Here is a 19,846-nt window from a genome sequence, read left to right as displayed (position 1 = left end):
ACATTAAATGCACTTGCATTTGATGCACGTGCATGTAGTGTTCCTCGGCATGACCTCTCCGCACACCGCCGTCCCCGGTTCCGACGGGCGCTGGAGCGCCCGGCAGTGGGGCACCCTGCTGGTGCTCTGCGCCGCGCTCTTCCTCGACGCCCTGGACGTCTCGATGGTCGGCGTGGCCCTCCCGTCCATCGCGGACGACCTCGACCTGTCCACCTCGTCGCTCCAGTGGGTCGTCAGCGGCTACATCCTCGGCTACGGCGGCCTGCTGCTCCTCGGCGGCCGTGCCGCCGACCTGCTCGGCCGGCGCCGGGTCTTCCTCGTCGCGCTGGCCGTGTTCGCCGTGGCGTCCCTGTTCGGCGGACTCGTCGACTCCGGTGAACTGCTCATCGCCAGCCGCTTCGTCAAGGGCCTGAGCGCGGCGTTCACCGCCCCGGCGGGACTGTCCATCATCACCACGACCTTCGCCGAGGGCCCGGTCCGCAACCGTGCCCTCAGCATCTACACCACCTGCGGCGCGACCGGCTTCTCCATGGGTCTGGTCCTGTCCGGCCTGCTGACCGAGGTGGGCTGGCGCTGGACGATGCTGCTGCCCGCGCCCGTGGCCGTCCTGGCCCTCGTGGCCGGCCTCCGCCTGATCCCGTCGAGCCCCCGCGAGCGGCACTCCGGCCGCGGTTACGACCTGCCCGGCGCCCTGACCGGCACCGGGGCGATGCTGCTGCTGGTCTTCACCGTCGTCCAGGCTCCGGAAGCGGGCTGGAGTTCGGCCCGCACCCTGCTCTCCTTCGCCGCAGTCGCCGTCCTGCTGGCCGCCTTCGCGGTGATCGAGCACCGCAGCAGCCACCCCCTCATCCGGCTGGGCGTCCTGCGCTCGCCCCACCAGATCCGCGCCAACCTGGGCGGCGCCGCCTTCTTCGGCTCCTACGTGGGCTTCCAGTTCCTCGTCACCCAGTACATGCAGTCGCTGCTGGGCTGGTCGGCGCTGCAGACCGCGCTGGCCTTCCTGCCCGCGGGGGCACTGGTGGCGCTCGCCTCCACGCGCATCGGTCCGCTGGTGGACCGCTTCGGCACGCCGCGGGTGATCGCCACCGGGTTCACCCTGCTGTTCCTGGGCTACGTGCTCTTCCTGCGCGTCGACCTCACCCCGAGTTTCGCCGCGGTGATCCTGCCGTCGATGCTGCTGCTGGGCGCCGCGTGCGCGCTGGTCTTCCCGTCGCTCAACATCCAGGCCACCAACGGCGTGCGCGACGAGGAGCAGGGCATGGTCTCCGGCCTGCTGAACACCTCCTTCCAGGTGGGCGGCGCCATCTTCCTCGCGGTGGTGACCGCGGCGATCACCGCCGGGTCCGGAGACGGCCGCCCCGCCTCCCCGCAGGCCGTGCTCGACAGCTACCGCCCCGGGCTGGTCGTGGTCAGCGCGATCGCCCTGGCCGGACTCCTGATCACCCTCACGGGACTGCGCCGCAGGGTGTCGTACGGCTTCGTGGTCGCCTCCTCCGACACCGCCACGCCGGTGGGCGAGGAGCGCAAGGTCCCGGTACGGGACTGACCCGCCCGCAGCCTGGGGGCCCGCGCGCACCACGGTCCGCGCGGGCCCCTGCGGTTCAGCCGAGCCAGCCGGGCCGCACCAGGCCGGATTCGTAGGCGAGGACGACGAGCTGGGCCCGGTCCCGGGCGCCGAGCTTCACCATCGTGCGGCTGACGTGCGTCTTGGCGGTGAGCGGGCTCACCACCAGGCGGCGCGCGATCTCCTCGTTGGACAGACCGATCCCGACCAGGGCCATCACCTCGCGCTCCCGCTCGGTGAGCCGGTCGAGTTCCGCCGCGGCCGAGGGCTCCTTGGACCGGGCGGCGAACTCGGCGATGAGCCGCCGGGTCACGCCGGGCGACAGCAGCGCGTCGCCGTCCACCACCGCCCGTACGGCACGCACCAGTTCCTCCGGCTCGGTGTCCTTGACCAGGAAGCCCGAGGCGCCCGCCCGGATGGCCTCGAAGACGTACTCGTCGAGCTCGAACGTGGTGAGGATGACGACCCTGACCCCGGTCAGCGCCGCGTCCTCGGTGATCAGGCGGGTGGCCTCCAGTCCGTCCATGACGGGCATGCGGATGTCCATCAGCACCGCGTCCGGGGTGAGTTCGCGGACCAGGCGCAGCGCCTGGGCGCCGTCGGCGGCCTCCCCCACGACCTCGATGTCGGGCTGGGCGTCCAGCAGGGCGGCGAAGCCCGCGCGCACCAGGAGCTGGTCGTCGGCGAGCAGGACCCGGGTCATGGGTTCTCCTTGTCGGGGACGGGCGGCGCCGCGGCGCCGCCGGCGAACGGCAGGCGGGCCAGGACGCGGAAGCCGCCGTCGGCTCGGGGGCCGGCCTCGACCGTGCCGCCGAGCGCCGCCGCCCGCTCGCGCATGCCGAGCAGCCCGTTGCCGCCACCGGAGTCGGGGGTGTGGTCGGCGGTCGAGGTGGCGGGGCCGTCGTCGTCGACCCGCAGTTCGACGGCGTCCCGGCGGCGGGTGACGCGGATGCGGGCGGTACGGGAGCCGGAGTGGCGGATGACGTTCGTCAGCGCCTCCTGGACGATGCGGAACGCCGCCAGGTCGACGCCCGGTGGCAGGGCGCCGGTGCGGCCGTCGCGGGTGATGTCGACGGCCAGGCCGGCGCCCGCGGCCTGTTCGAGCAGTTCGGGCAACCGGTCCAGGCCCGGTGCGGGCGAGCGGGGTGCCTCCCCGGGGCTGCGCAGGGTGCCGAGCACCTGGCGGACCTCGCCGAGCGCCTCCTTGCTGGCCGCCTTGATGGTGGTCAGTGCCTGCCGGGCCTGCTCGGGGCGCTCGTCCATGAGGGCGAGGGCCACCCCCGCCTGCACGTTGATGACCGAGATGCTGTGGGCGAGCACGTCGTGCAGCTCGCGGGCGATGCGCAGCCGCTCCTCGTCGGCGCGGCGCCGTTCGGCCTCGGCCCGCTCCCGCCGGTCGCGGACGAACTGTTCCCTGCGCAGCCGCCACAGCTCGGCGACGGCGAGGATCGCCAGCAGCCAGGCGGCGGCCCCCGACACCTGGGCCCACGAGGCGGCCTCGTCCCCGGCGGGCGGCAACCAGCGGTACAGCCACACGGTGATGAGCAGGTAGGCCGCGTACAGGACGGCCGCGATGATCAGGACGGCTCTGCGGCGACCGGCGGCGACGGCCGTGAAGTAGGCGGCGACGATGCTCAGGAAGACCGGCCCGTACGGGTAACCGGCGGCGACGTAGGCGAGCGTGACGGCCGATACGGCGGCGGCGACCGCGACGGGCGCGCGGTGGCGCCACAGGAGCAGGACCGGCCCCGCGAGCAGGAGCGCGTACCCGAAGTGGCCGAGGGCGGCCCGGCCGGGCGCGTTGTGCGCGGCGGCCGTGGTGCCGACCACCTGGACGACGGCGATGATCAGCGACGAGACCCACGGGTGGCGCGGGCGCTCGCCGCCGCCGCGGGAGTGGCCGGGCCCGGTGTGGCGCCACCAGGGCCCCCAGGGCGGGCCGCCACCCCGTGTCACGTCGTCGGTCATGCCGCCACGCTAGACCGGGGGGCGGCGGGTCGGCGTCCGGTCGGCGGGGTGATCGCCTCTACTCCCCGTGGAGTACGCGCTCACGGCGGAGCCCCGCTTGGTGCGCGAGGCCCGCGACGGCGTGGTCGAAGAAGTCGTCGCGCGCCTCGACCACGTTGTTGAACTGGCCGAACACCTCGAAGCTGACGAGGCCGAAGAGCTGCGCCCAGGCGGCCACGAGGGAAGGGATCGCCCGTGCCGGCAGGTCGCGGTCGAGGTCCTTGCTGAGCCGCCAGGCGTCGGCGTGGGCGGCCTCCGACAGCGGGACGTCGGTCGGGGAGGCGGCGAGCGCCCCCGCGGTGTGGGCCTGCTCGGCCACGGCGATCAGTGCCAGCCCGACCCGGGACGCGGGGCCGATCGTGTCGAGCGGCGCGGAGTAGCCGGGCACGGGTGAGCCGTAGATGAGGGCGTACTCGTGCGGATGGCCGAGGGCCCAGCGGCGTACGGCCCGGCAGACCTCGCTCCAGCGCTCCACGGGGTCGCCGCCCGCGCGGGCCAGGGCCCCCTCGGCGGCGGCGCCCACCGCGTCGTAGGCGTCGATGATGAGGGCGGTGAGCAACTCGTCCCGGCTCGGGAAGTAGCGGTAGAGCGCGGAGGAGACCATGCCCAGCTCCCGCGCGACGGCGCGGAGCGAGAGCCTCGAGGCGCCTTCGTCGGCGAGCTGCCGGCGCGCCTCTTCCTTGATGGCCGCGGTCACTTCGTCGCGGGCCCGTTCCCTGGCCGTTCGGATGACGCTCATGCGATCAGTGTACGCACGAATGGAGCGACGACCAAGAAAGAGAGCAGTGCTCTTGCCATGGAGCGCCAGGACGTGCACACTGTTCTCAAGCGAGAGCACCGCTCACGGACCATCCTCGGTCCACGGCCCGCGCGTCACGGAGGAGTCCTCATGTCCGAGCACGTCATCAAGCCCGGCTGGTTCACGGTCAACGTCTTCAACCGCGCGGTGGCCTGGCTGACCCGCCGCGGTCTGAGCGTGTGGGGCTCCCGCGTGCTGGCCGTCCGCGGCCGCAAGAGCGGGGAGTGGCGGCGCACCCCGGTCAACCTGCTGGTGGTGAACGGGGAGCGCTACCTCGTGGCGCCGCGCGGGCACGTCCAGTGGACGCACAACATGCGCGCCGCCGGCGGCGGTCAACTGCTGCTGGGCAAGAAGGTCGAGGAGTTCAGCGCGACCGAGGTCGGCGACGACGTCAAGCCCGAGGTGCTGCGGGCCTACCTCAAGCGCTGGAAGGCCGAGGTGGGCGTGTTCTTCGGCGGGGTGGGCGCGGACTCCACCGACGAGGAACTGCGCGCCATAGCCCACAAGCACCCGGTCTTCCGCATCACCGAACTCCGGCCCGTCAGCTGAAGCGGACCTCCACCTTCTCGAACCCCAGCGAGGTCAGCAGCTGTACCAGCATGGCCCGGGTGTTGGTCTCCGCCCGCTTCGTCAGCTCGGTGGACTTGGCCGCCTGCTGGATCTTCTTCGCGGCGAGTTGCTGGACCTGGTGTTCGTCCCCCGGGTGGGAGGAGAAGAAGTCGCCGAGCCGGTCGAAGAAACCGCGCTCCTGGGCCACCACGTAGGAACGGTCGGGGTCGAGCGAGGCCCGCTCGAGTTGGGCGTGGGGCAGCGTGAGGACGGCGGAGGTACGGTCCTCGGAGACCGTGACGCCCTTCGGCCCGACGTCACCGAGGTCCACGTAGGCGTCGACACTGCCGGCCCCCACGTAGAGCGTGCGCCTGCCGCGCACGGCGTCGGGAAGGAACTTGGCGTCCTTCTCCAGGTCGACCACGACCTGGAACTGGCCACTTGCTCCTTCGAAGCGGCTCATGTCCTGGATCGCCTTGAGCACCACGGGACCACTGCGGTCCTTGGTCTCCTCGGCGAAGGGATTGGGCAGACCCGGTATCAGGTCCGCGCGCGCGACCAGGAACAGAAGTCCGCCGAGCACGACGAGCCCGGTGAGTGTACGCACCCACCACGGCAGTCTTCCGTCTACGTTCCTCAAGGGCATGACGAGGACACCTCCCATAACGTCTCTGCCCCTCAACTCCGCCTTTATGACGCCCGGGAGGGTGCCAACAGGAGGTCAACGACGGTCGAACGACTCCAGCGCGCGACGGGCCAGCGGATGCGTACGGACCAGCTCGGCGAGCGAGCTGGAACCGCGGGTGATCTTAGCGAAGGCGTTCCATGCCGGGGGGAGGGTTGTGAGAGCCGCGTGCAGCAGACCCGGACGCTTCTCGAAGACGCCCAGCATCCGGCGGCCGACGCCCATCTCGACCCCGAGGCCGGCCTTGACGGCGAACGCGTAGTTCAGGGCCTGGCGACGCGCGTCCACCGCGTCGCTCGCCTCGGCGATCCGCACCGCCCACTCCCCCGCCAGGCGGCCGGAGCGCAGCGCGAAGGAGATGCCCTCGCGGGTCCACGGCTCCAGCAGGCCCGCCGCGTCACCGCAGACCAGCACGCGGCCGCGGGAGAGCGGGGAGTCGTCGGCGCGGCAGCGGGTGAGATGGCCGGAGGAGATGCTCGGCTCGAAGCCGGCCAGACCGAGCCGCCCGATGAAGTCCTCCAGGTAGCGCTTGGTGGCCGCGCCCTCGCCACGCGCCGAGATGACGCCGACGGTCAGGGTCTCGCCCTTGGGGAAGACCCACCCGTAACTGCCGGGCAGCGGGCCCCAGTCGATGAGCACCCGGCCCGCCCAGTCCTCGGCGACCTCCGCGGGCACCGGGATCTCGGCCTCGAGCCCCAGGTCGACCTGGGCCATCTTGACGCCGACGTGGGCGCCTATCCGGCTCGCCGAGCCGTCGGCGCCGACCACCGCGCGGGCGAGGATCGTCTCGCCGTCGTTGAGGACCACCGCGACGGTCCGCCGGTCGGGGACGGAGGTGCCGTGCTGTTCGACCCGGGAGACCTGGGCCCCGGTCCGCAGCCGCGCGCCCGCGTCGACGGCCGCGTCCACCAGCTGGGCGTCGAACTCGGGCCGGTTGATCAGCCCGAAGAGCATCTGCCGCGACCGGCGGGTCCGGGTGAGCCGGCCGTTGAGGCTGAAGGTCACCGCGTGCACCCGGTCGCGCAGCGGGAGCTCGAAGCCCGGCGGCAACGCGTCGCGGGAGGGCCCGATGATGCCGCCGCCGCAGGTCTTGTAACGCGGCAGTTCGGCCTTCTCCAGCAGGAGCACACGGCGTCCCGCACTTGCCGCGGCGTAGGCCGCCGAGGCCCCGGCCGGCCCGGCACCCACCACGACGACGTCCCACACCGGCATGCCGTCGACGTCCTCCGCCGAACCGCCGTCCTGCGCCTGGTACTCGCTGCTCACGTGTGCTTCCCGCTCCCGTTCGACCTGCCGACTGCCGTCGCCCCTGCTCAGCCGCATACTAATCCGCGGGGTGAGCGAGGCCGCCTGTGGCACCATCGATCACGACCACCGGTCCACGAACATCGCGTTCGGCCTGTCCCACCCATCAGGAGCGCCCATGTCCGCCGCACCACTCGCCGCAACCGTCGCCGCACTGATGCCGCGGGCCAGGACCGAGCTGGCCGAGCTGGTGTCGTACCGCTCGGTGGCGGATCCGCGGCAGTTCCCCAAGAGCGAGTGCGAGCGGGCCGCCTCCTGGATCGCCGACGCGCTGCGCGCCGAGGGCTTCGAGGACGTCGCCCTGCTGGACACCCCGGACGGCACGCAGTCGGTGTACGGCTACCTGCCCGGGCCGGAGGGAGCGCCCACGGTGCTGCTGTACGCGCACTACGACGTGCAGCCGCCGCTGGACGAGGCCGGCTGGCTGTCGCCGCCGTTCGAGCTCACCGAGCGCGACGGCCGCTGGTACGGGCGCGGCGCGGCCGACTGCAAGGGCGGCCTGATCATGCACCTCACCGCCCTGCGCGCGCTGCGCGAGAACGGCGGGGTCCCGGTCGGCGTGAAGATCATCGCCGAGGGCTCGGAGGAGCAGGGCACCGGCGGTCTTGAGCGCTACGCGGAGGAGCACCCCGAACTGCTCGCCGCGGACGCGATCGTCATCGGCGACTCCGGCAACTTCCGCGTCGGCCTGCCGACCGTCACGGCGACCCTGCGCGGCATGGCGCTGGTCGACGTCAAGGTGACCACCCTGGAGGGCAATCTGCACTCCGGCCAGTTCGGCGGTGCCGCACCGGACGCGCTGGCCGCCCTGGTCCGCATCCTGCACACGCTCCACGACGACTCCGGTGCCTCCACCGTGGCGGGCCTCACCGCCGACGCCGCCTGGGACGGGCTGCAGTACGACGAGGGCGACTTCCGCGCCGACGCCAAGGTGCTCGACGGCGTGGAGCTGATGGGCACCGGCACGGTCGCCGACCGCCTCTGGGCCCGCCCGTCGGTCACCGTCATCGGCATCGACGCCCCTCCCGTGGTCGGCGCCACGCCGTCCGTGCAGGCCACCGCGGGTGCCAAGGTCAGCCTCCGGGTCCCGCCGGGCGTGGACGCCCAGCAGGCGGCCAAGCTGCTGATCGCCCACCTGGAGGCCGCCGCCCCCTGGGGGGCCCGCGTGGAGGTCACCCAGGTCGGCAGCGGCCAGCCGTTCCGCGCGGACACCTCCAGCCCGGCGTACGCCTCCATGGCGGAGGCGATGCGCACCGCGTACGGCACGCAGATGGAGATCGCCGGCATGGGCGGCTCGATCCCGCTCTGCAACACCCTGGCGACGCTCTACCCCGAGTCGGAGATCCTGCTGATCGGCCTGAGCGAGCCGGAGGCGCAGATCCACGCGGTGAACGAGAGCGTCTCCCCCGAGGAGCTGGAGAAGCTCTCGCTCACCGAGGCGCTCTTCCTCCAGAAGTACGCCGCCAAGGCCGTCTGAGCCCCGGTGGGCGGCCGGGACGCGCCCGTCGCCCCTCAGCCGCCCACCGGCACGCCCGCCTCCAGGTTGAGCACGGTGGCGCGCTCCCGCGCCCGCAGCGCCCAGCACAGCCGGGTGTGCCGGACGGGAGGCAGCATGGAAGCGGCCTCGTCCTCCGTGGCGAAGCGCCAGCCCCGCAGCTCGGCGCCGGGCAGCAGGAGGCGCTCGGCGTCGGCGGCGGGCAGCCGCCCGCCGTCGAAGAGCAGCCGCAGACCGCCGTATCCGGGCGGCAGCGGCGGTTCCCAGTCGACGACCAGCAGCCGGGGCACCGCCGGGAGCCGCAGGCCGAGTTCCTCGGCGACCTCCCGCATGCCGGCCCGGGCGGGCGGCTCACCGGGCTCGACGACCCCGCCGGGGAATTCCCAGCCGGGCTTGTAGGTCGGGTCGACCAGCAGCACCCGGTCGTCCTCGTCGAAGAGCAGCACGCCCGCCGCGAGGGTCTCGGCGGTGGGCTCCGGGGTCTGCACGATGTCGCAGGAGCCCGCGCCCTCCCGTATCGCCTCGGCGATCCGCTCGGCCGTCGCACGGGAGGTGAGCCCCGCGGTGTCGACGATGTGGGCGTCCGCCGTGAGCCAGGGCAGTGCCTCCTGGTAGGCGGGCAGGTGGTCCAGACACCAGGCGCGGACCCCCGCGCTGGCCTCGGCGTCGCCCGGGATGTCGGCGCGCTGGTCGATCCGCTCCCGCAGAACCGTTTCCTCAGCGTGCAGCAGCACATGCCGCACAGTGATCCGGCGGGCCGCGAGACCGCCGAAGATCTCGTCCCGGTACTCCTGCCTCAGCAGGGTCATCGGCACCACGAGCGGTCCCCCGCCCACCTCGGCGAGCAGTGCGGCGGCGGTGTCGACGACCAGCCGCCGCCACGCGGGCAGCTCCTGGTAGTCGGAGACCTCGCCCAGCCGCTTCTCCGGGAGCATCAACCGCAGTCCGCTGCCGATGAGTTCCGGATCGTAGAGCACGCTGCCCGGCAGCAGTTCGAGCAGTTCGCGTGCCGCAGTGGTCTTCCCCGCGCCGAACGTGCCGTTGAGCCAGACGATCACGGTGCCCCCTCTTCCGTAGCCCGGTAGCCCCCTACGAATTGCCCGGATCATCGGCGTCGGCAAACGCGCAGACCCGGCCATCGGCGCATACCGGTGGCTTCGGCACCCGCGAACACGGTGGTCAGCCCTCGTTGGCCCCCAGGGTCAGTCCGGCGATGAACTGCCGCCGCAGCAGCACGGTGGGCCGGGTCCGCGAGGGCCTCGTCGTCGCCTCCCGCGACCACCACGACCACGCGGGGCCGGGCCGAGGCGCTGAACGGGAGCCACCCCACCACCTGGCGGGCGCCTCCGAATCCCCCTCGCACGCAAGCAGGTGGTCGACTGATTCGGCACGGTCCGCGTCAAGCACGTACGACCCGCCCGGAACCGTCACGCACGAGCGCGCCTCCCTCTGGGGCATGCTCGACCACACGCCCCGGCCGATCTCGGAGATCCACGATTTCCCGGACGGCGTCGGCACGCACCGCGACAACCGTCCCGCCGCGCTGTTCCAGGCCTACGAAACCTCCGCTGACCCGGTGGGCAAGTGCTATGACGCCCGGCACCTGCTCCTCGGCCCGGCCGCCGACACGCCGGGGACGGCCGGGCGTCGCGGCGTCCGCGAGGGCAGCACGCCAGGACGCGGTGGGCACGACTGCGCGCTCCCGCGCGAACGGGTGAAACTCCTCCTCCGCGAGGCACACCGGACCTCGCTCCCCCCCCGGCCGTAGGCCAGGAGAGGGACCGCGACGACCGGGACTAGGCGCCGGTCGCGAAGGCCTCAAGCCGCAGCGCCTGCGCCGCGGCGGCGGCCGCGCCGACCAGGCCTGCGTCCGTGCCGAGCACGGCGGGAACGACCTTCACGCCCGAGGCGAACGACAGCGTGGCGTACCGGCGCATGTGCGCGCGGAGGGGCTCGAAGAGCAGCGGGCCGGCGCCCGCGACACCGCCGCCGATCACCGCCACGTCGATCTCCACCAGGGTGGCCGTCGCGGCGATGCCCGCGGCCAGCGCCTGCGCCGCGCGGTCGTACGAGGCGAGGGCGAGGGCGTCGCCCTCGCGGGCGGCCCGGGCGACGGCGGCGGCGTCGGACTCCTCGCCGTGGGCCGGACGCCAGCCGGACTCCAGGGCGCGCCGCACGATGTTGGGGCCGCTGGCCAGGCGCTCGACGCAGCCTCGGCTGCCGCAGGGGCACACGTCCCCGTCGAGGTCGACGCTGATGTGGCCGATGTGCCCGGCGTTGCCCGTCGGGCCGGGGTGGAGCTTGCCGCCGAGGACGAGACCGCCGCCGACGCCGGTCGACACCACCATGCACAGCGCGTTGTCGTGCCCGCGGGCGGCACCCTGCCAGTGCTCCGCCGCGGTGATCGCGATGCCGTCGCCGGTGAGGACGACGGGCAGCCCACCGACCCGTTCAGCCACCTGGGCGACGACGGGGAAGTCCCGCCAGCCGGCGATGTTGACCGGGCTCACCGTGCCGCGGGAGGCGTCGATCGGCCCGGCGCTGCCGATGCCCACCGCGACGACCCGCGGCCAGCCCGCGGACTCCCGCAGTCCGGCCAGCACCTCCGCGAGCGATCCCATCACCGTCGCCGCGTCCCGGTCTGCGGGTGTCGGGCGCTGCACGCGTACGAGCAACTCGCCGCGGGCGTCCACCAGGGCACCCGCGATCTTGGTGCCGCCGATGTCCACGGCGGCGATCAGCGGGCCCGCACCGGCGGCACCCGACGGCGGGACGATGGACTCGGCAGAGCTCTCGAACGGCATGGGCGTAGTGTCGCCCTTTGTTGACAACGTTGTCCAGCCCATAGGATCACGCCGTGACCGATATTCCGCGTACCGCCCGTCCCACCATGAAGGATGTCGCGGCCCGGGCCGGTGTCGGCCTGAAGACGGTATCGCGTGTCGTCAACGAGGAACCGGGCGTCACCGAGGACACGATCTCGCGTGTCCAGGCGGCCATCGACGCCCTCGGATTCCGCCGCAACGACAGCGCGCGGCTGCTCCGCAAGGGCCGTACGGCCAGCATCGGGCTGGTCCTCGAGGACCTCGCCGACCCCTTCTACTCCCCGCTCAGCCGGGCCGTCGAGGACCTCGCACGGGCGCACTCGACGCTGCTGTTCACCGGATCGAGTGCCGAGGACGCGGACCGCGAGCAGGAACTGGTGCTCGCCTTCTGCGCCCGGCGTGTCGACGGGCTGGTCATCGTGCCCGCCAGCGAGGACCACCGCTACCTCGAACCGGAGATCGCGGCCGGCGTCGCCACCGTCTTCGTGGACCGCCCCGCGGGCGGCATCGACGCGGACGTGGTCCTCAGCGACAACGCCGGAGGCACCCGCGAGGGCGTCGCCCACCTCATCGCCCACGGGCACCGGCGCATCGGCTTCATCGGCGACCTCCCCCGCATCCACACCGCGGCCGAGCGTCTGCGGGGATACCGGGAGGCGATGGCCGCCGCCGGGCTCCCCGTGCACGAGGGCTGGGTCTCCTGCGGGCCCACGGCCCCCGACCGCGTCCGCGCCGCCGTGGAGTCCATGCTGAGCGGCCCGGAGCCGGTCACCGCCCTGTTCGCCGGCAACAACCGGATCACCGTGACCGCGGTCCGGGTCCTCGCCGACCGGCCCAGCGTGGTCGCCCTCGTGGGCTTCGACGACTTCGAGCTCGCCGACCTGCTGCGCCCGGCGGTCACCGTCGTCGCCCAGGAGCCCGGGCAGCTCGGCCGGACCGCTGCCGGCCTGCTCTTCCAGCGGCTCGACGGCTCGGCGGGCCCCCCCAAGCGGGTCGAGCTCGCCTGCCGCCTGATCCCGCGCGGCTCGGGCGAGCTCCCGCCCGTGCCGTGACGGCGCGGGCGGGCGGTCAGGACGGCTCCTCCTCGACCAGCCCGCAGGTGAAGCCGAAGGACTCCAGGGCGCGGCGCCGCGCCGGGTCCGGCTCGGCCGCCGCCAGGTCGTCGAGCACCCGCAGGAACCGGGCGCGCTGACGGGGTGGCAGGTTGTGGAGCACCCACCCGGCGTGCTCCGCCGTCCTCACGGCGACATCGGGGGCGACCTCGTCGTCTGCGCAGGTGTCGAGGCAGTGGACGACGTCCACGACGATTCCGGCGAGTACCGGCACAAGCGGGTCGGTGTCCGTCGCGGGGGGACCGTGGCCGAGCGCGTGGCGCGGGCGCGCCGTGCCCGGACCGTCAGCAGGCATGTGCCATGGCGGTGAAGGTCAGCGTGGTGAAGGACCCCGGCCCGCCGTCGTACGCGACCGCCACCGTCCAGCCGCCCTTGGCGAGGTTGACGTACGTACCGCCGCCGGGGCTGTTCTCCCGGCGCAGTTCCGTCCACCCGTGCTCGCGCAGGACCGCCGTCACGGCGGCGTACTCCCGCTCGCCCGCCCCCTCGGCGGCCGCCCAGGCGAGCATGCACCGCTCGCTGGGCCGGTCGGACTCCCTGTCGGCGGTCACGGTCAAGCCCATCACCGTGTTCTCCGACCTGTGCACGCCGGACTGGTCCGCCGCCGCGTCGAGCTCCGCCTCCACCGCGGCACGGCTCAGCGGAACCGCCGTCACGGGCACGGCGCTTCCCGGTCCCGCCACGAGCCCCGCGAGCACGGTGACGGCACCCGCCCTGAGCATCGCGCGCGTCACCGGCGAGCGGGGCGCCGGTTCCCAGCCGATCTCCTCCACGACGACACCATCCCACGACGGACGGACAACCGGCACACGTCGGGCGGCCGTTGACACCCCACCCCGTGAAACGATTCGATACCGGCCATGCCGCTCACCGACCTGCCGCTGGACGAACTGCGCCGCTACGACCCGGAGATCGCCGAGCCCGGTGACTTCGACGCCTTCTGGGCCAAGACCCTGACCGCCGCCCGCGACGCGGTCACCCACCCGGCCGAGTACCGCGCGGTCGACTCGCCGCTGGCCACGGTCGAGGTGCTCGACGTGCGCTTCCCGGGCTGGGGAGGCCAGCCGGTCGCGGCCTGGCTGCTGCTGCCCCGCGGTGCGGCCGCGCCGCTGCCCGGGGTCGTCACGTACATCGGCTACGGCGGCGGGCGCGGGCTGCACCACGAGAACCTGCTGTGGAGCGCCGCGGGCTACGCCCATCTGGTCGTCGACTCCCGTGGCCAGGGCCACGACACGCCGGACCCCGACCCCGCCCCGGGTCCGCAGTACGTCGGCGGGTTCATGACCCGCGGCGTGGAGGACCCGGAGCACTACTACTACCGCCGCCTGATGACGGACTGCGTACGCGCCGTGGACGCCCTGCGCGCGCACCCCGCCGTCGACGCGGGCCGGGTCGTCGTCTCCGGCGGCAGCCAGGGCGGCGGGCTCGCCCTCGCGGTGGCCGGGCTGGCCCCGGACGCGGTCGCGGCGGCCCTGGTCGACGTGCCGTTCCTCTGCCACTTCCGGCGGAGCGCGGAGACCGCCACCGAGGGACCGTACCCGGAGCTCGCCCAGTACCTCGGCGTCCACCGGCGCATCGACCCCGAACGGCTCTTCGGCACCCTCGACTACTTCGACGGCGTCCACTTCGCCCCGCGCGCCACCGCGCCGGCGCTGTTCAGCGTGGGCCTGATGGACCCCGTCTGCCCGCCGTCGACGGTGTTCGCCGCGTACAACCGCTACGCGGGGCCCAAGGACATCACGGTGTGGCGGTTCGGCGACCACGGCGGCGGACGCGGCTCCCAGCCGTACGAGCAGATGCTGTGGCTGCGGGGCCTGGGACTCGCCCCTGCCACGGACCGGTAGCCGCCGCTCTCCCGGGTGGCGCGCTCAGGCGCAGGACGGGCACAGGCCGCGGTAGGTGACCTCGGCCTCGGAGACCGTGAAACCGAACCGCTCGCCGGCCGGGAGGTCGGCCAGCGGGTCGCCGGTGGGGTGGACGTCGCGGACGGTGCCGCACCTGGAGCACACCAGGTGCTGGTGCGGACGGTGCGCGTTGGGGTCGTAGCGCTTGGCGCGGCCGTCGGTGGAGACCTCTATGACCTCACCGAGCGAGACCAGCTCGCCCAGGGTGTTGTAGACGGTCGCCCGGGAGATCTCGGGCAGCAGCCGCGCCGCGCGGGCGTGCACCTCGTCGGCCGTGAGGTGCACGTGGTCGCCGTCCAGGACCTCCGCGACGACACGCCGCTGGGACGTCATGCGCCAGCCGCGCCCGCGCAGTCGCTCCAGCAGGTCGCTCATGTGTGCTCACCCGTTCCGCTCGGTGGACGTCCGGAATTCACCCCGTGGACGCGTCCGGGTTCTGATTGCCTATGGAATTGACGCTCTTCTTGACTTGGACTGCGTCCATCGTAGGATCGGTTCCGGCGCCAGCCAAGGGACAGGAAGACTCCAGTACGGCAGAAGAGAGGGACGTGACGGGACCACCGCCGAGCAGCCGCGCGGTGCCGCCTGGGAGTTACGGGCGCCCGCGTCGTACTGCCGCAGCCGGTCCGGGACCCGCTCTCCCTGTCATGCCGCCGGTGAGGCCCCCGTGCGCTCACCGCGACGGCCCCCGCCCGAACGCGTCCGACGGCCCGCAGTCCTGAGCACCGTGATCCGCCAGGTCCGGAAGGATTCCCATGTCTGAGAACCACGAAGCAATCGTCACAGACGCCAAGACGGAGGGTGTGAACGGTTGCCCCGTCGCGCACGGGCGCGCCCCGCACCCGACCCAGGGCGGTGGAAACCGGCAGTGGTGGCCGGAACGGCTGAACCTGAAGATCCTCGCCAAGAACCCGGCGGTGGCCAACCCGCTCGGTGAGGACTTCGACTACGCCGAGGCGTTCAAGGCCCTCGACCTCGCCGCCGTGAAGCAGGACGTCCTCGAGGTCCTGACGACCTCTCAGGACTGGTGGCCGGCGGACTTCGGCCACTACGGCCCGTTCATGATCCGCATGGCCTGGCACAGCGCGGGCACCTACCGCATCAGCGACGGCCGCGGCGGCGCCGGCGCCGGCCAGCAGCGCTTCGCCCCGCTCAACAGCTGGCCGGACAACGGCAACCTCGACAAGGCCCGCCGCCTGCTGTGGCCGGTGAAGAAGAAGTACGGCCAGAGCATCTCGTGGGCCGACCTCATGATCCTCACCGGCAACGTCGCGCTGGAGTCGATGGGCTTCGCGACCTTCGGCTTCGCCGGCGGCCGCGAGGACGTCTGGGAGCCGGAGGAGGACGTCTACTGGGGCCCCGAGTCCACCTGGCTCGGCGACCAGCGCTACACCGGCGACCGCCAGCTGGAGAGCCCGCTCGGCGCCGTCCAGATGGGCCTGATCTACGTCAACCCGGAGGGCCCCAACGGCAACCCGGACCCGATCGCCGCGGCCCGCGACATCCGTGAGACCTTCCGCCGGATGGCGATGAACGACGAGGAGACCGTCGCCCTCATCGCCGGCGGGCACACCTTCGGCAAGACCCACGGCGCGGGCCCCGCGGACAACGTCGGTCCCGACCCCGAGGCCGCCTCGATGGAGGAGCAGGGCCTCGGCTGGCGGAACAGCTACGGCACCGGCAAGGGCGCCGACGCGATCACCAGCGGTCTCGAGGTCACCTGGACCAGCACGCCGACCCAGTGGGGCATGGGCTTCTTCGAGAACCTCTTCCGCTACGAGTGGGAGCTGACGACCAGCCCCGCCGGCGCCAACCAGTGGGTGGCCAAGGACGGTGCCGGCGCGGGCACCATCCCCGACGCGCACGACACCTCCAGGAGCCACGCCCCGACGATGCTGACCACGGACCTCTCGCTCCGGTTCGACCCGGTCTACGAGCAGATCTCGCGTCGCTTCCTGGAGAACCCGGACGAGTTCGCGGACGCCTTCGCCCGCGCGTGGTTCAAGCTGACCCACCGCGACATGGGCCCGGTCGTGCGCTACCTCGGTTCCGAGGTCCCGTCCGAGACCCTGCTGTGGCAGGACCCGCTGCCCGCGCGGACGCACGGGCTCGTCGACGCCGCCGACGTCGCCGCCCTCAAGGAGCAGGTCCTCGCCTCGGGCCTCACCGTGTCGCAGCTGGTGTCCACGGCGTGGGCGTCGGCCTCGTCCTTCCGCGGCAGCGACAAGCGCGGTGGCGCCAACGGCGCCCGTCTGCGCCTGGAGCCGCAGCGCGGCTGGGAGGTCAACGAGCCCGACGAGCTCGCCGTGGTGCTGCGCACCCTGGAGGGCGTCCAGGAGTCCTTCAACGCGGCGCAGTCCGGCGACAAGCGGATCTCGCTGGCCGACCTGATCGTGCTGGCCGGTTCCGCCGCCGTCGAGAAGGCCGCTGCGGACGGCGGTCACCGCGTCGAGGTGCCCTTCACGCCGGGTCGTGTGGACGCCGCGCAGGACCAGACCGACGTGGAGTCCTTCGCGGCGCTCGAGCCGGCCGCCGACGGGTTCCGCAACTACCTCGGCAAGGGCAACCGCCTGCCGGCCGAGTACCTGCTGCTCGACCGGGCGAACCTGCTGACCCTCAGCGCCCCCGAGCTGACGGTCCTCGTCGGCGGTCTGCGCGTCCTGGGCGCGAACCACGGGCAGTCGGCGCACGGCGCCTTCACCGCGACCCCCGGGTCGCTGACCAACGACTTCTTCGTCAACCTGCTCGACCTGGGCACGTCGTGGAAGGCGACCTCCGAGGACCAGTCCACCTTCGAGGGCCGTGACAACGTCACGGGCGAGGTGAAGTGGACCGGCACCCGTGCCGACCTCGTCTTCGGCTCCAACTCCGAGCTGCGCGCGGTCGCGGAGGTCTACGCGAGCGACGACGCGAAGGCGAAGTTCACCGACGACTTCGTCGCGGCGTGGGCGAAGGTCATGGACCTCGACCGGTTCGACCTCGTCTGACCGTCCACCTCTCCGGGACGTCCGGGCCGGCCCCAGCGGGGGCCGGCCCGGACGTCTTCGTGTGGAGGTTCCTCAGACGGCGGGGCCGCCGCGGCCCGCGAGGGCGTCGAGGTCGGCGCGGGTCAGCCCGGTGGCGGTGGCGACCTCCGCGAGGTCCACGGCGCCGCAGTCGAGTCCACGCAGCAGGTAGCCGCTCAGGGCCCGGGCGGTGGCGGGTTCGTCCATGACGTCGCCGCCGGCCTTGGCGACGTACGCCGCGAGCCGGGCCGCCGCCCCGTCCAGGCCTTCGCGGTAGAAGGCGTAGACCGCGGCGTACCGTGTCGGCAGATGCCCGGGGTGCATGTCCCAGCCCTGGTAGTACGCGCGGGCCAGCGAACGGCGGACCAGGCGGTAGTGGAGCCGCCAGGCCTCGTGGACCTGGGGGCCCGGGCCGACGGGCAGCACATTGGTGGAGCCGTCGGAGAGCCGCACGCCCGTGCCCGCGGCCGCCACCTGCATGACGGCCTTGGCGTGGTCCGCGACCGGGTGGTCCATGGACTGGTACGCCGCGCTGACCCCGCACGCGGCGCTGTAGTCGAAGGTCCCGTAGTGCAGCCCCGTGACGCGGCCTTCGGCGGCGTCGATCAGCCGGGCGACCGTGGCCGTGCCGTCGGGCCCGAGGATGGACTGCGTGGTCTCGATCTGGATCTCGAACCCGAGGCGTCCGGCCGGGAGTCCGCGTGCCGTCTCGAACTCCTCGGCGAGCCGCACCATCGCCGTCACCTGCTGGGGGAAGGTGACCTTGGGCAGGGTCAGCACCAGGCCACCGGGCAGCCCGCCGGACTCCATCAGGCCGGTGAGGAAGATGTCCAGGGTGCGGATGCCGCGGTCGCGCACGGCGGCCTCCATGCACTTCACGCGGATGCCGACGTACGGGGGCGCGGTCCCGTCCGCGACGGCGGCGGCCACGAGCCGGGCGGCGCGGGCGGCTGCCGCGTCCTCCTCGGCGTCGGGCCGCGGCCCGTAGCCGTCCTCGAAGTCGATCCGCAGGTCCTCGACCGGTTCGCGGCGCAGCTTGGCCCGTACGCGGTCGTGGACGGGCGCGGCGAGGGCGGGCGGCAGGCCCAGCACGCCGGCGAGCCGCACCGCGTCGGGGGCGTGCTCGTCCAGGGCGGCGAGGGCGCGGTCGCCCCAGGTGCGCACGGTGTCGGCGGCGAAGGCGTCGGCGGGGACGTAGACGGTGTGCACGGGCTGCCGGGTGCCCGGATCCCCGGGGTAGCGGCGGGCGAGTTCGGCGTCGACGGCGGCGAGCGAGGCGCCGATGTCCTGCCGGACCGCGTCGCCGAGCGATGTGCGGACCGTCTCGTTCTGCGCCATCGGGCACCCTCCCGGTCTTCAACAAATCGTTGAAGTGAAGCTAACGCCCCCTCCGTCGCACCGTCAACGACCCGTGGGGACGCCGGACGCGCCGGAGCCCCGTGGTGCCGTCAGGGGGCGTCACGGGGCTCCGGTGTGTGCTGCCGGTCGGCTGGTGTGCCGGGGTCAGCCCTTGCGGGCGGTGACCTCCTCGGTCAGCTGCGGCACGACCTGGAACAGGTCACCGACCACGCCGTAGTCGACCAGCTCGAAGATCGGCGCCTCCGGGTCCTTGTTCACCGCCACGATCGTCTTCGAGGTCTGCATACCCGCCCGGTGCTGGATCGCACCCGAAATCCCCGCCGCGATGTACAACTGCGGCGACACCGACTTACCCGTCTGACCCACCTGATTGGTGTGCGGATACCAACCCGCATCCACCGCCGCACGCGACGCACCCACCGCCGCACCCAGCGAGTCCGCCAGCGCCTCGATCACCGCGAAGTTCTCCGCACCATTGACACCCCGACCACCGGACACCACGATCGCCGCCTCGGTCAGATCCGGACGCCCCGTCGCCTCCCGCGGCGTACGCGCCACCACCCTCGTACCCGTGGCCAGCGCACCGAAGGCCACCGCCAACTCCTCCACCGCACCCGCCGCCGAAACAGCCTCCACCGGCGCCGAATTCGGCTTCACCGTGATCACCGGCACACCGGTCGTGACCCGCGACTTCGTCGTGAACGACGCCGCGAACGCCGACTGCGTAGCCACCGGACCCTGCTCACCGGCCACCACATCCACCGCGTCGGTGACGATCCCCGACCCCAACCGCAACGCCAACCGCGCCGCGACCTCCTTGCCCTCACCCGAAGACGGCACCAGCACCGCCACCGGACTCACCACGCCCGCGGCCGCCTCCAGCGCATCCACCTTCGGCACCACCAGATACTGCGCGAACTCCGCAGCCTCACTGACCAGCACCCGGGTCGCACCATGCCCACCCAACACACCCGCCGTCGCACCGGCACCCGCACCCAGCGCCACCGCCACCGGCTCACCCAACCGACGCGCGATCGTCAGCAGTTCGAGGGTCGGCTTGCGGACCGCACCATCCACATGATCGACATAAACCAGGACTTCACCCATGGGACTACCTACTCCTGCGCACTCGATGAAAGGGGGCTTCAGATGAACTTCTGGCTCGCGAGGAACTCCGCGAGCTGCTTGCCGCCCTCGCCCTCGTCCTTCACGATCACACCGGCCGTCCGCGGCGGAC

19 protein-coding genes and 1 pseudogene are annotated in these 19,846 nt (G+C 73.0%); 7 read left to right on the top strand and 13 right to left on the bottom strand.

All coding sequences use genetic code 11. The annotated features are described in order from the left end of the window. Positions 1-49: 49 nt before the first annotated feature. A complete protein-coding gene (locus tag ACFV3E_RS38330; protein ID WP_500539872.1) occupies positions 50-1,546 on the top strand; it encodes an MFS transporter in 1,497 nt (498 codons plus the stop codon). A 55-nt stretch (positions 1,547-1,601) separates the two neighbouring features. On the opposite strand, the gene ACFV3E_RS38325 is transcribed toward ACFV3E_RS38330, so the two are convergent. The 3 genes from ACFV3E_RS38325 to ACFV3E_RS38315 are packed head-to-tail and all read right to left on the bottom strand — an operon-like array spanning position 1,602 to position 4,310. Beyond that, complete coding sequence (locus tag ACFV3E_RS38325; protein ID WP_500539870.1) at positions 1,602-2,267, bottom strand: response regulator; 666 nt, start codon at positions 2,265-2,267, stop codon at positions 1,602-1,604. After that, positions 2,264-3,532 (bottom strand): sensor histidine kinase, encoded by a 1,269-nt coding sequence (locus tag ACFV3E_RS38320; protein WP_500539868.1) that lies wholly within the window; start codon positions 3,530-3,532, stop codon positions 2,264-2,266. The genes ACFV3E_RS38325 and ACFV3E_RS38320 overlap by 4 nt, the downstream gene beginning before the upstream one ends. A gap of 58 nt (positions 3,533-3,590) precedes the next feature. Next, positions 3,591-4,310 carry a TetR/AcrR family transcriptional regulator gene (locus tag ACFV3E_RS38315; protein WP_500539866.1) on the bottom strand — a complete coding sequence of 240 codons (720 nt, stop codon included), beginning with the start codon at positions 4,308-4,310 and terminating at the stop codon, positions 3,591-3,593. A gap of 150 nt (positions 4,311-4,460) precedes the next feature. Between ACFV3E_RS38315 and ACFV3E_RS38310 the strand changes: the two genes are divergently transcribed. Next, entirely contained in the window at positions 4,461-4,919 is a 459-nt protein-coding gene (locus ACFV3E_RS38310; RefSeq protein WP_500324356.1) for a nitroreductase/quinone reductase family protein, read from the top strand. Here the strand turns inward: ACFV3E_RS38310 and ACFV3E_RS38305 are convergent. Next, on the bottom strand, positions 4,912-5,526 hold the full coding sequence (locus tag ACFV3E_RS38305) for a DUF4230 domain-containing protein (RefSeq protein ID WP_500539864.1): 615 nt from the start codon (positions 5,524-5,526) through the stop codon (positions 4,912-4,914). The two genes, ACFV3E_RS38310 and ACFV3E_RS38305, sit on opposite strands and share 8 nt — an antisense overlap. 114 nt (positions 5,527-5,640) lie before the next feature. Continuing rightward, entirely contained in the window at positions 5,641-6,816 is a 1,176-nt protein-coding gene (locus ACFV3E_RS38300; RefSeq protein ID WP_500372805.1) for a geranylgeranyl reductase family protein, read from the bottom strand. Positions 6,817-7,027: 211 nt separating this feature from the next. Here ACFV3E_RS38300 and ACFV3E_RS38295 point away from each other — a divergent pair, with 211 nt between their 5' ends. Beyond that, the gene (locus tag ACFV3E_RS38295) at positions 7,028-8,386 is read left to right on the top strand and encodes a dipeptidase (protein WP_500370627.1); all 1,359 of its coding nucleotides are present in this window, start codon (positions 7,028-7,030) and stop codon (positions 8,384-8,386) included. 35 nt (positions 8,387-8,421) lie between these two features. Here ACFV3E_RS38295 and ACFV3E_RS38290 read toward each other — a convergent pair whose 3' ends face one another. Continuing rightward, positions 8,422-9,462 (bottom strand): NUDIX hydrolase, encoded by a 1,041-nt coding sequence (locus tag ACFV3E_RS38290; protein WP_500539862.1) that lies wholly within the window; start codon positions 9,460-9,462, stop codon positions 8,422-8,424. 398 nt (positions 9,463-9,860) lie between these two features. Between ACFV3E_RS38290 and ACFV3E_RS38285 the strand changes: the two genes are divergently transcribed. Next, a complete protein-coding gene (locus ACFV3E_RS38285) occupies positions 9,861-10,172 on the top strand; it encodes a GNAT family protein (RefSeq protein WP_500539860.1) in 312 nt (103 codons plus the stop codon). Positions 10,173-10,200: 28 nt separating this feature from the next. Here the strand turns inward: ACFV3E_RS38285 and ACFV3E_RS38280 are convergent, their stop codons facing one another. Beyond that, positions 10,201-11,208: an ROK family protein gene (locus ACFV3E_RS38280; RefSeq protein ID WP_500539858.1), complete on the bottom strand. Its 1,008-nt coding sequence runs from the start codon at positions 11,206-11,208 to the stop codon at positions 10,201-10,203. A gap of 86 nt (positions 11,209-11,294) precedes the next feature. Between ACFV3E_RS38280 and ACFV3E_RS38275 the strand changes: the two genes are divergently transcribed. Continuing rightward, positions 11,295-12,281 carry a LacI family DNA-binding transcriptional regulator gene (locus ACFV3E_RS38275; RefSeq protein ID WP_500324494.1) on the top strand — a complete coding sequence of 329 codons (987 nt, stop codon included), beginning with the start codon at positions 11,295-11,297 and terminating at the stop codon, positions 12,279-12,281. Positions 12,282-12,297: 16 nt separating this feature from the next. Here the strand turns inward: ACFV3E_RS38275 and ACFV3E_RS38270 are convergent, their stop codons facing one another. Together ACFV3E_RS38270 and ACFV3E_RS38265 are read right to left on the bottom strand one after the other, a co-directional pair. Then, entirely contained in the window at positions 12,298-12,636 is a 339-nt protein-coding gene (locus ACFV3E_RS38270; RefSeq protein WP_500539856.1) for a hypothetical protein, read from the bottom strand. Continuing rightward, positions 12,626-13,114, bottom strand: coding sequence for a hypothetical protein (locus tag ACFV3E_RS38265; RefSeq protein ID WP_500539854.1), 489 nt, complete (start codon positions 13,112-13,114; stop codon positions 12,626-12,628). The genes ACFV3E_RS38270 and ACFV3E_RS38265 overlap by 11 nt, the downstream gene beginning before the upstream one ends. A gap of 87 nt (positions 13,115-13,201) precedes the next feature. On the opposite strand from ACFV3E_RS38265, the gene ACFV3E_RS38260 reads away from it, so the two are divergent. After that, a complete protein-coding gene (locus tag ACFV3E_RS38260; protein WP_500539852.1) occupies positions 13,202-14,185 on the top strand; it encodes an acetylxylan esterase in 984 nt (327 codons plus the stop codon). A 24-nt stretch (positions 14,186-14,209) separates the two neighbouring features. Here the strand turns inward: ACFV3E_RS38260 and ACFV3E_RS38255 are convergent, their stop codons facing one another. Beyond that, positions 14,210-14,620: a Fur family transcriptional regulator gene (locus ACFV3E_RS38255; protein ID WP_500370619.1), complete on the bottom strand. Its 411-nt coding sequence runs from the start codon at positions 14,618-14,620 to the stop codon at positions 14,210-14,212. 380 nt (positions 14,621-15,000) lie between these two features. Here ACFV3E_RS38255 and katG point away from each other — a divergent pair, with 380 nt between their 5' ends. Beyond that, entirely contained in the window at positions 15,001-17,232 is a 2,232-nt protein-coding gene (katG, locus tag ACFV3E_RS38250) for a catalase/peroxidase HPI (RefSeq protein ID WP_500539850.1), read from the top strand. A 72-nt stretch (positions 17,233-17,304) separates the two neighbouring features. Here the strand turns inward: katG and ACFV3E_RS38245 are convergent, their stop codons facing one another. The 3 genes and pseudogenes from ACFV3E_RS38245 to ACFV3E_RS38235 all read right to left on the bottom strand — a co-directional run. Next, positions 17,305-18,588, bottom strand: a complete 1,284-nt coding sequence (locus tag ACFV3E_RS38245; RefSeq protein WP_500539848.1) for a DUF6986 family protein — start codon at positions 18,586-18,588, stop codon at positions 17,305-17,307. Between the two features lie 165 nt (positions 18,589-18,753). Continuing rightward, positions 18,754-19,716: an electron transfer flavoprotein subunit alpha/FixB family protein gene (locus tag ACFV3E_RS38240; protein ID WP_500539846.1), complete on the bottom strand. Its 963-nt coding sequence runs from the start codon at positions 19,714-19,716 to the stop codon at positions 18,754-18,756. 38 nt (positions 19,717-19,754) lie between these two features. Then, positions 19,755-19,846 (bottom strand): annotated as a pseudogene (locus ACFV3E_RS38235) (electron transfer flavoprotein subunit beta); the annotation flags it as partial.

Source organism: Streptomyces sp. NPDC059718 (assembly GCF_042733315.1).
Lineage (GTDB): Bacteria > Actinomycetota > Actinomycetes > Streptomycetales > Streptomycetaceae > Actinacidiphila.
This window is presented reverse-complemented; position numbering and strand designations above follow the sequence as displayed.

What these genes read in the sequence shown, in the direction of transcription:
- ACFV3E_RS38240 (WP_500539846.1), bottom strand. Translation starts at nt 19,716, where the DNA reads ATGGGTGAAGTCCTGGTTTATGTCGATCATGTGGATGGTGCGGTCCGC.
- ACFV3E_RS38315 (WP_500539866.1), bottom strand. Translation starts at nt 4,310, where the DNA reads ATGAGCGTCATCCGAACGGCCAGGGAACGGGCCCGCGACGAAGTGACC.
- ACFV3E_RS38285 (WP_500539860.1), top strand. Translation starts at nt 9,861, where the DNA reads ATGCTCGACCACACGCCCCGGCCGATCTCGGAGATCCACGATTTCCCG.
- ACFV3E_RS38255 (WP_500370619.1), bottom strand. Translation starts at nt 14,620, where the DNA reads ATGAGCGACCTGCTGGAGCGACTGCGCGGGCGCGGCTGGCGCATGACG.
- ACFV3E_RS38260 (WP_500539852.1), top strand. Translation starts at nt 13,202, where the DNA reads ATGCCGCTCACCGACCTGCCGCTGGACGAACTGCGCCGCTACGACCCG.
- ACFV3E_RS38280 (WP_500539858.1), bottom strand. Translation starts at nt 11,208, where the DNA reads ATGCCGTTCGAGAGCTCTGCCGAGTCCATCGTCCCGCCGTCGGGTGCC.
- ACFV3E_RS38330 (WP_500539872.1), top strand. Translation starts at nt 50, where the DNA reads ATGACCTCTCCGCACACCGCCGTCCCCGGTTCCGACGGGCGCTGGAGC.
- ACFV3E_RS38270 (WP_500539856.1), bottom strand. Translation starts at nt 12,636, where the DNA reads ATGCCTGCTGACGGTCCGGGCACGGCGCGCCCGCGCCACGCGCTCGGC.
- ACFV3E_RS38300 (WP_500372805.1), bottom strand. Translation starts at nt 6,816, where the DNA reads ATGCCGGTGTGGGACGTCGTCGTGGTGGGTGCCGGGCCGGCCGGGGCC.
- ACFV3E_RS38310 (WP_500324356.1), top strand. Translation starts at nt 4,461, where the DNA reads ATGTCCGAGCACGTCATCAAGCCCGGCTGGTTCACGGTCAACGTCTTC.
- ACFV3E_RS38325 (WP_500539870.1), bottom strand. Translation starts at nt 2,267, where the DNA reads ATGACCCGGGTCCTGCTCGCCGACGACCAGCTCCTGGTGCGCGCGGGC.
- ACFV3E_RS38295 (WP_500370627.1), top strand. Translation starts at nt 7,028, where the DNA reads ATGTCCGCCGCACCACTCGCCGCAACCGTCGCCGCACTGATGCCGCGG.
- ACFV3E_RS38320 (WP_500539868.1), bottom strand. Translation starts at nt 3,532, where the DNA reads ATGACCGACGACGTGACACGGGGTGGCGGCCCGCCCTGGGGGCCCTGG.
- ACFV3E_RS38245 (WP_500539848.1), bottom strand. Translation starts at nt 18,588, where the DNA reads ATGGCGCAGAACGAGACGGTCCGCACATCGCTCGGCGACGCGGTCCGG.
- katG (WP_500539850.1), top strand. Translation starts at nt 15,001, where the DNA reads ATGTCTGAGAACCACGAAGCAATCGTCACAGACGCCAAGACGGAGGGT.
- ACFV3E_RS38275 (WP_500324494.1), top strand. Translation starts at nt 11,295, where the DNA reads ATGAAGGATGTCGCGGCCCGGGCCGGTGTCGGCCTGAAGACGGTATCG.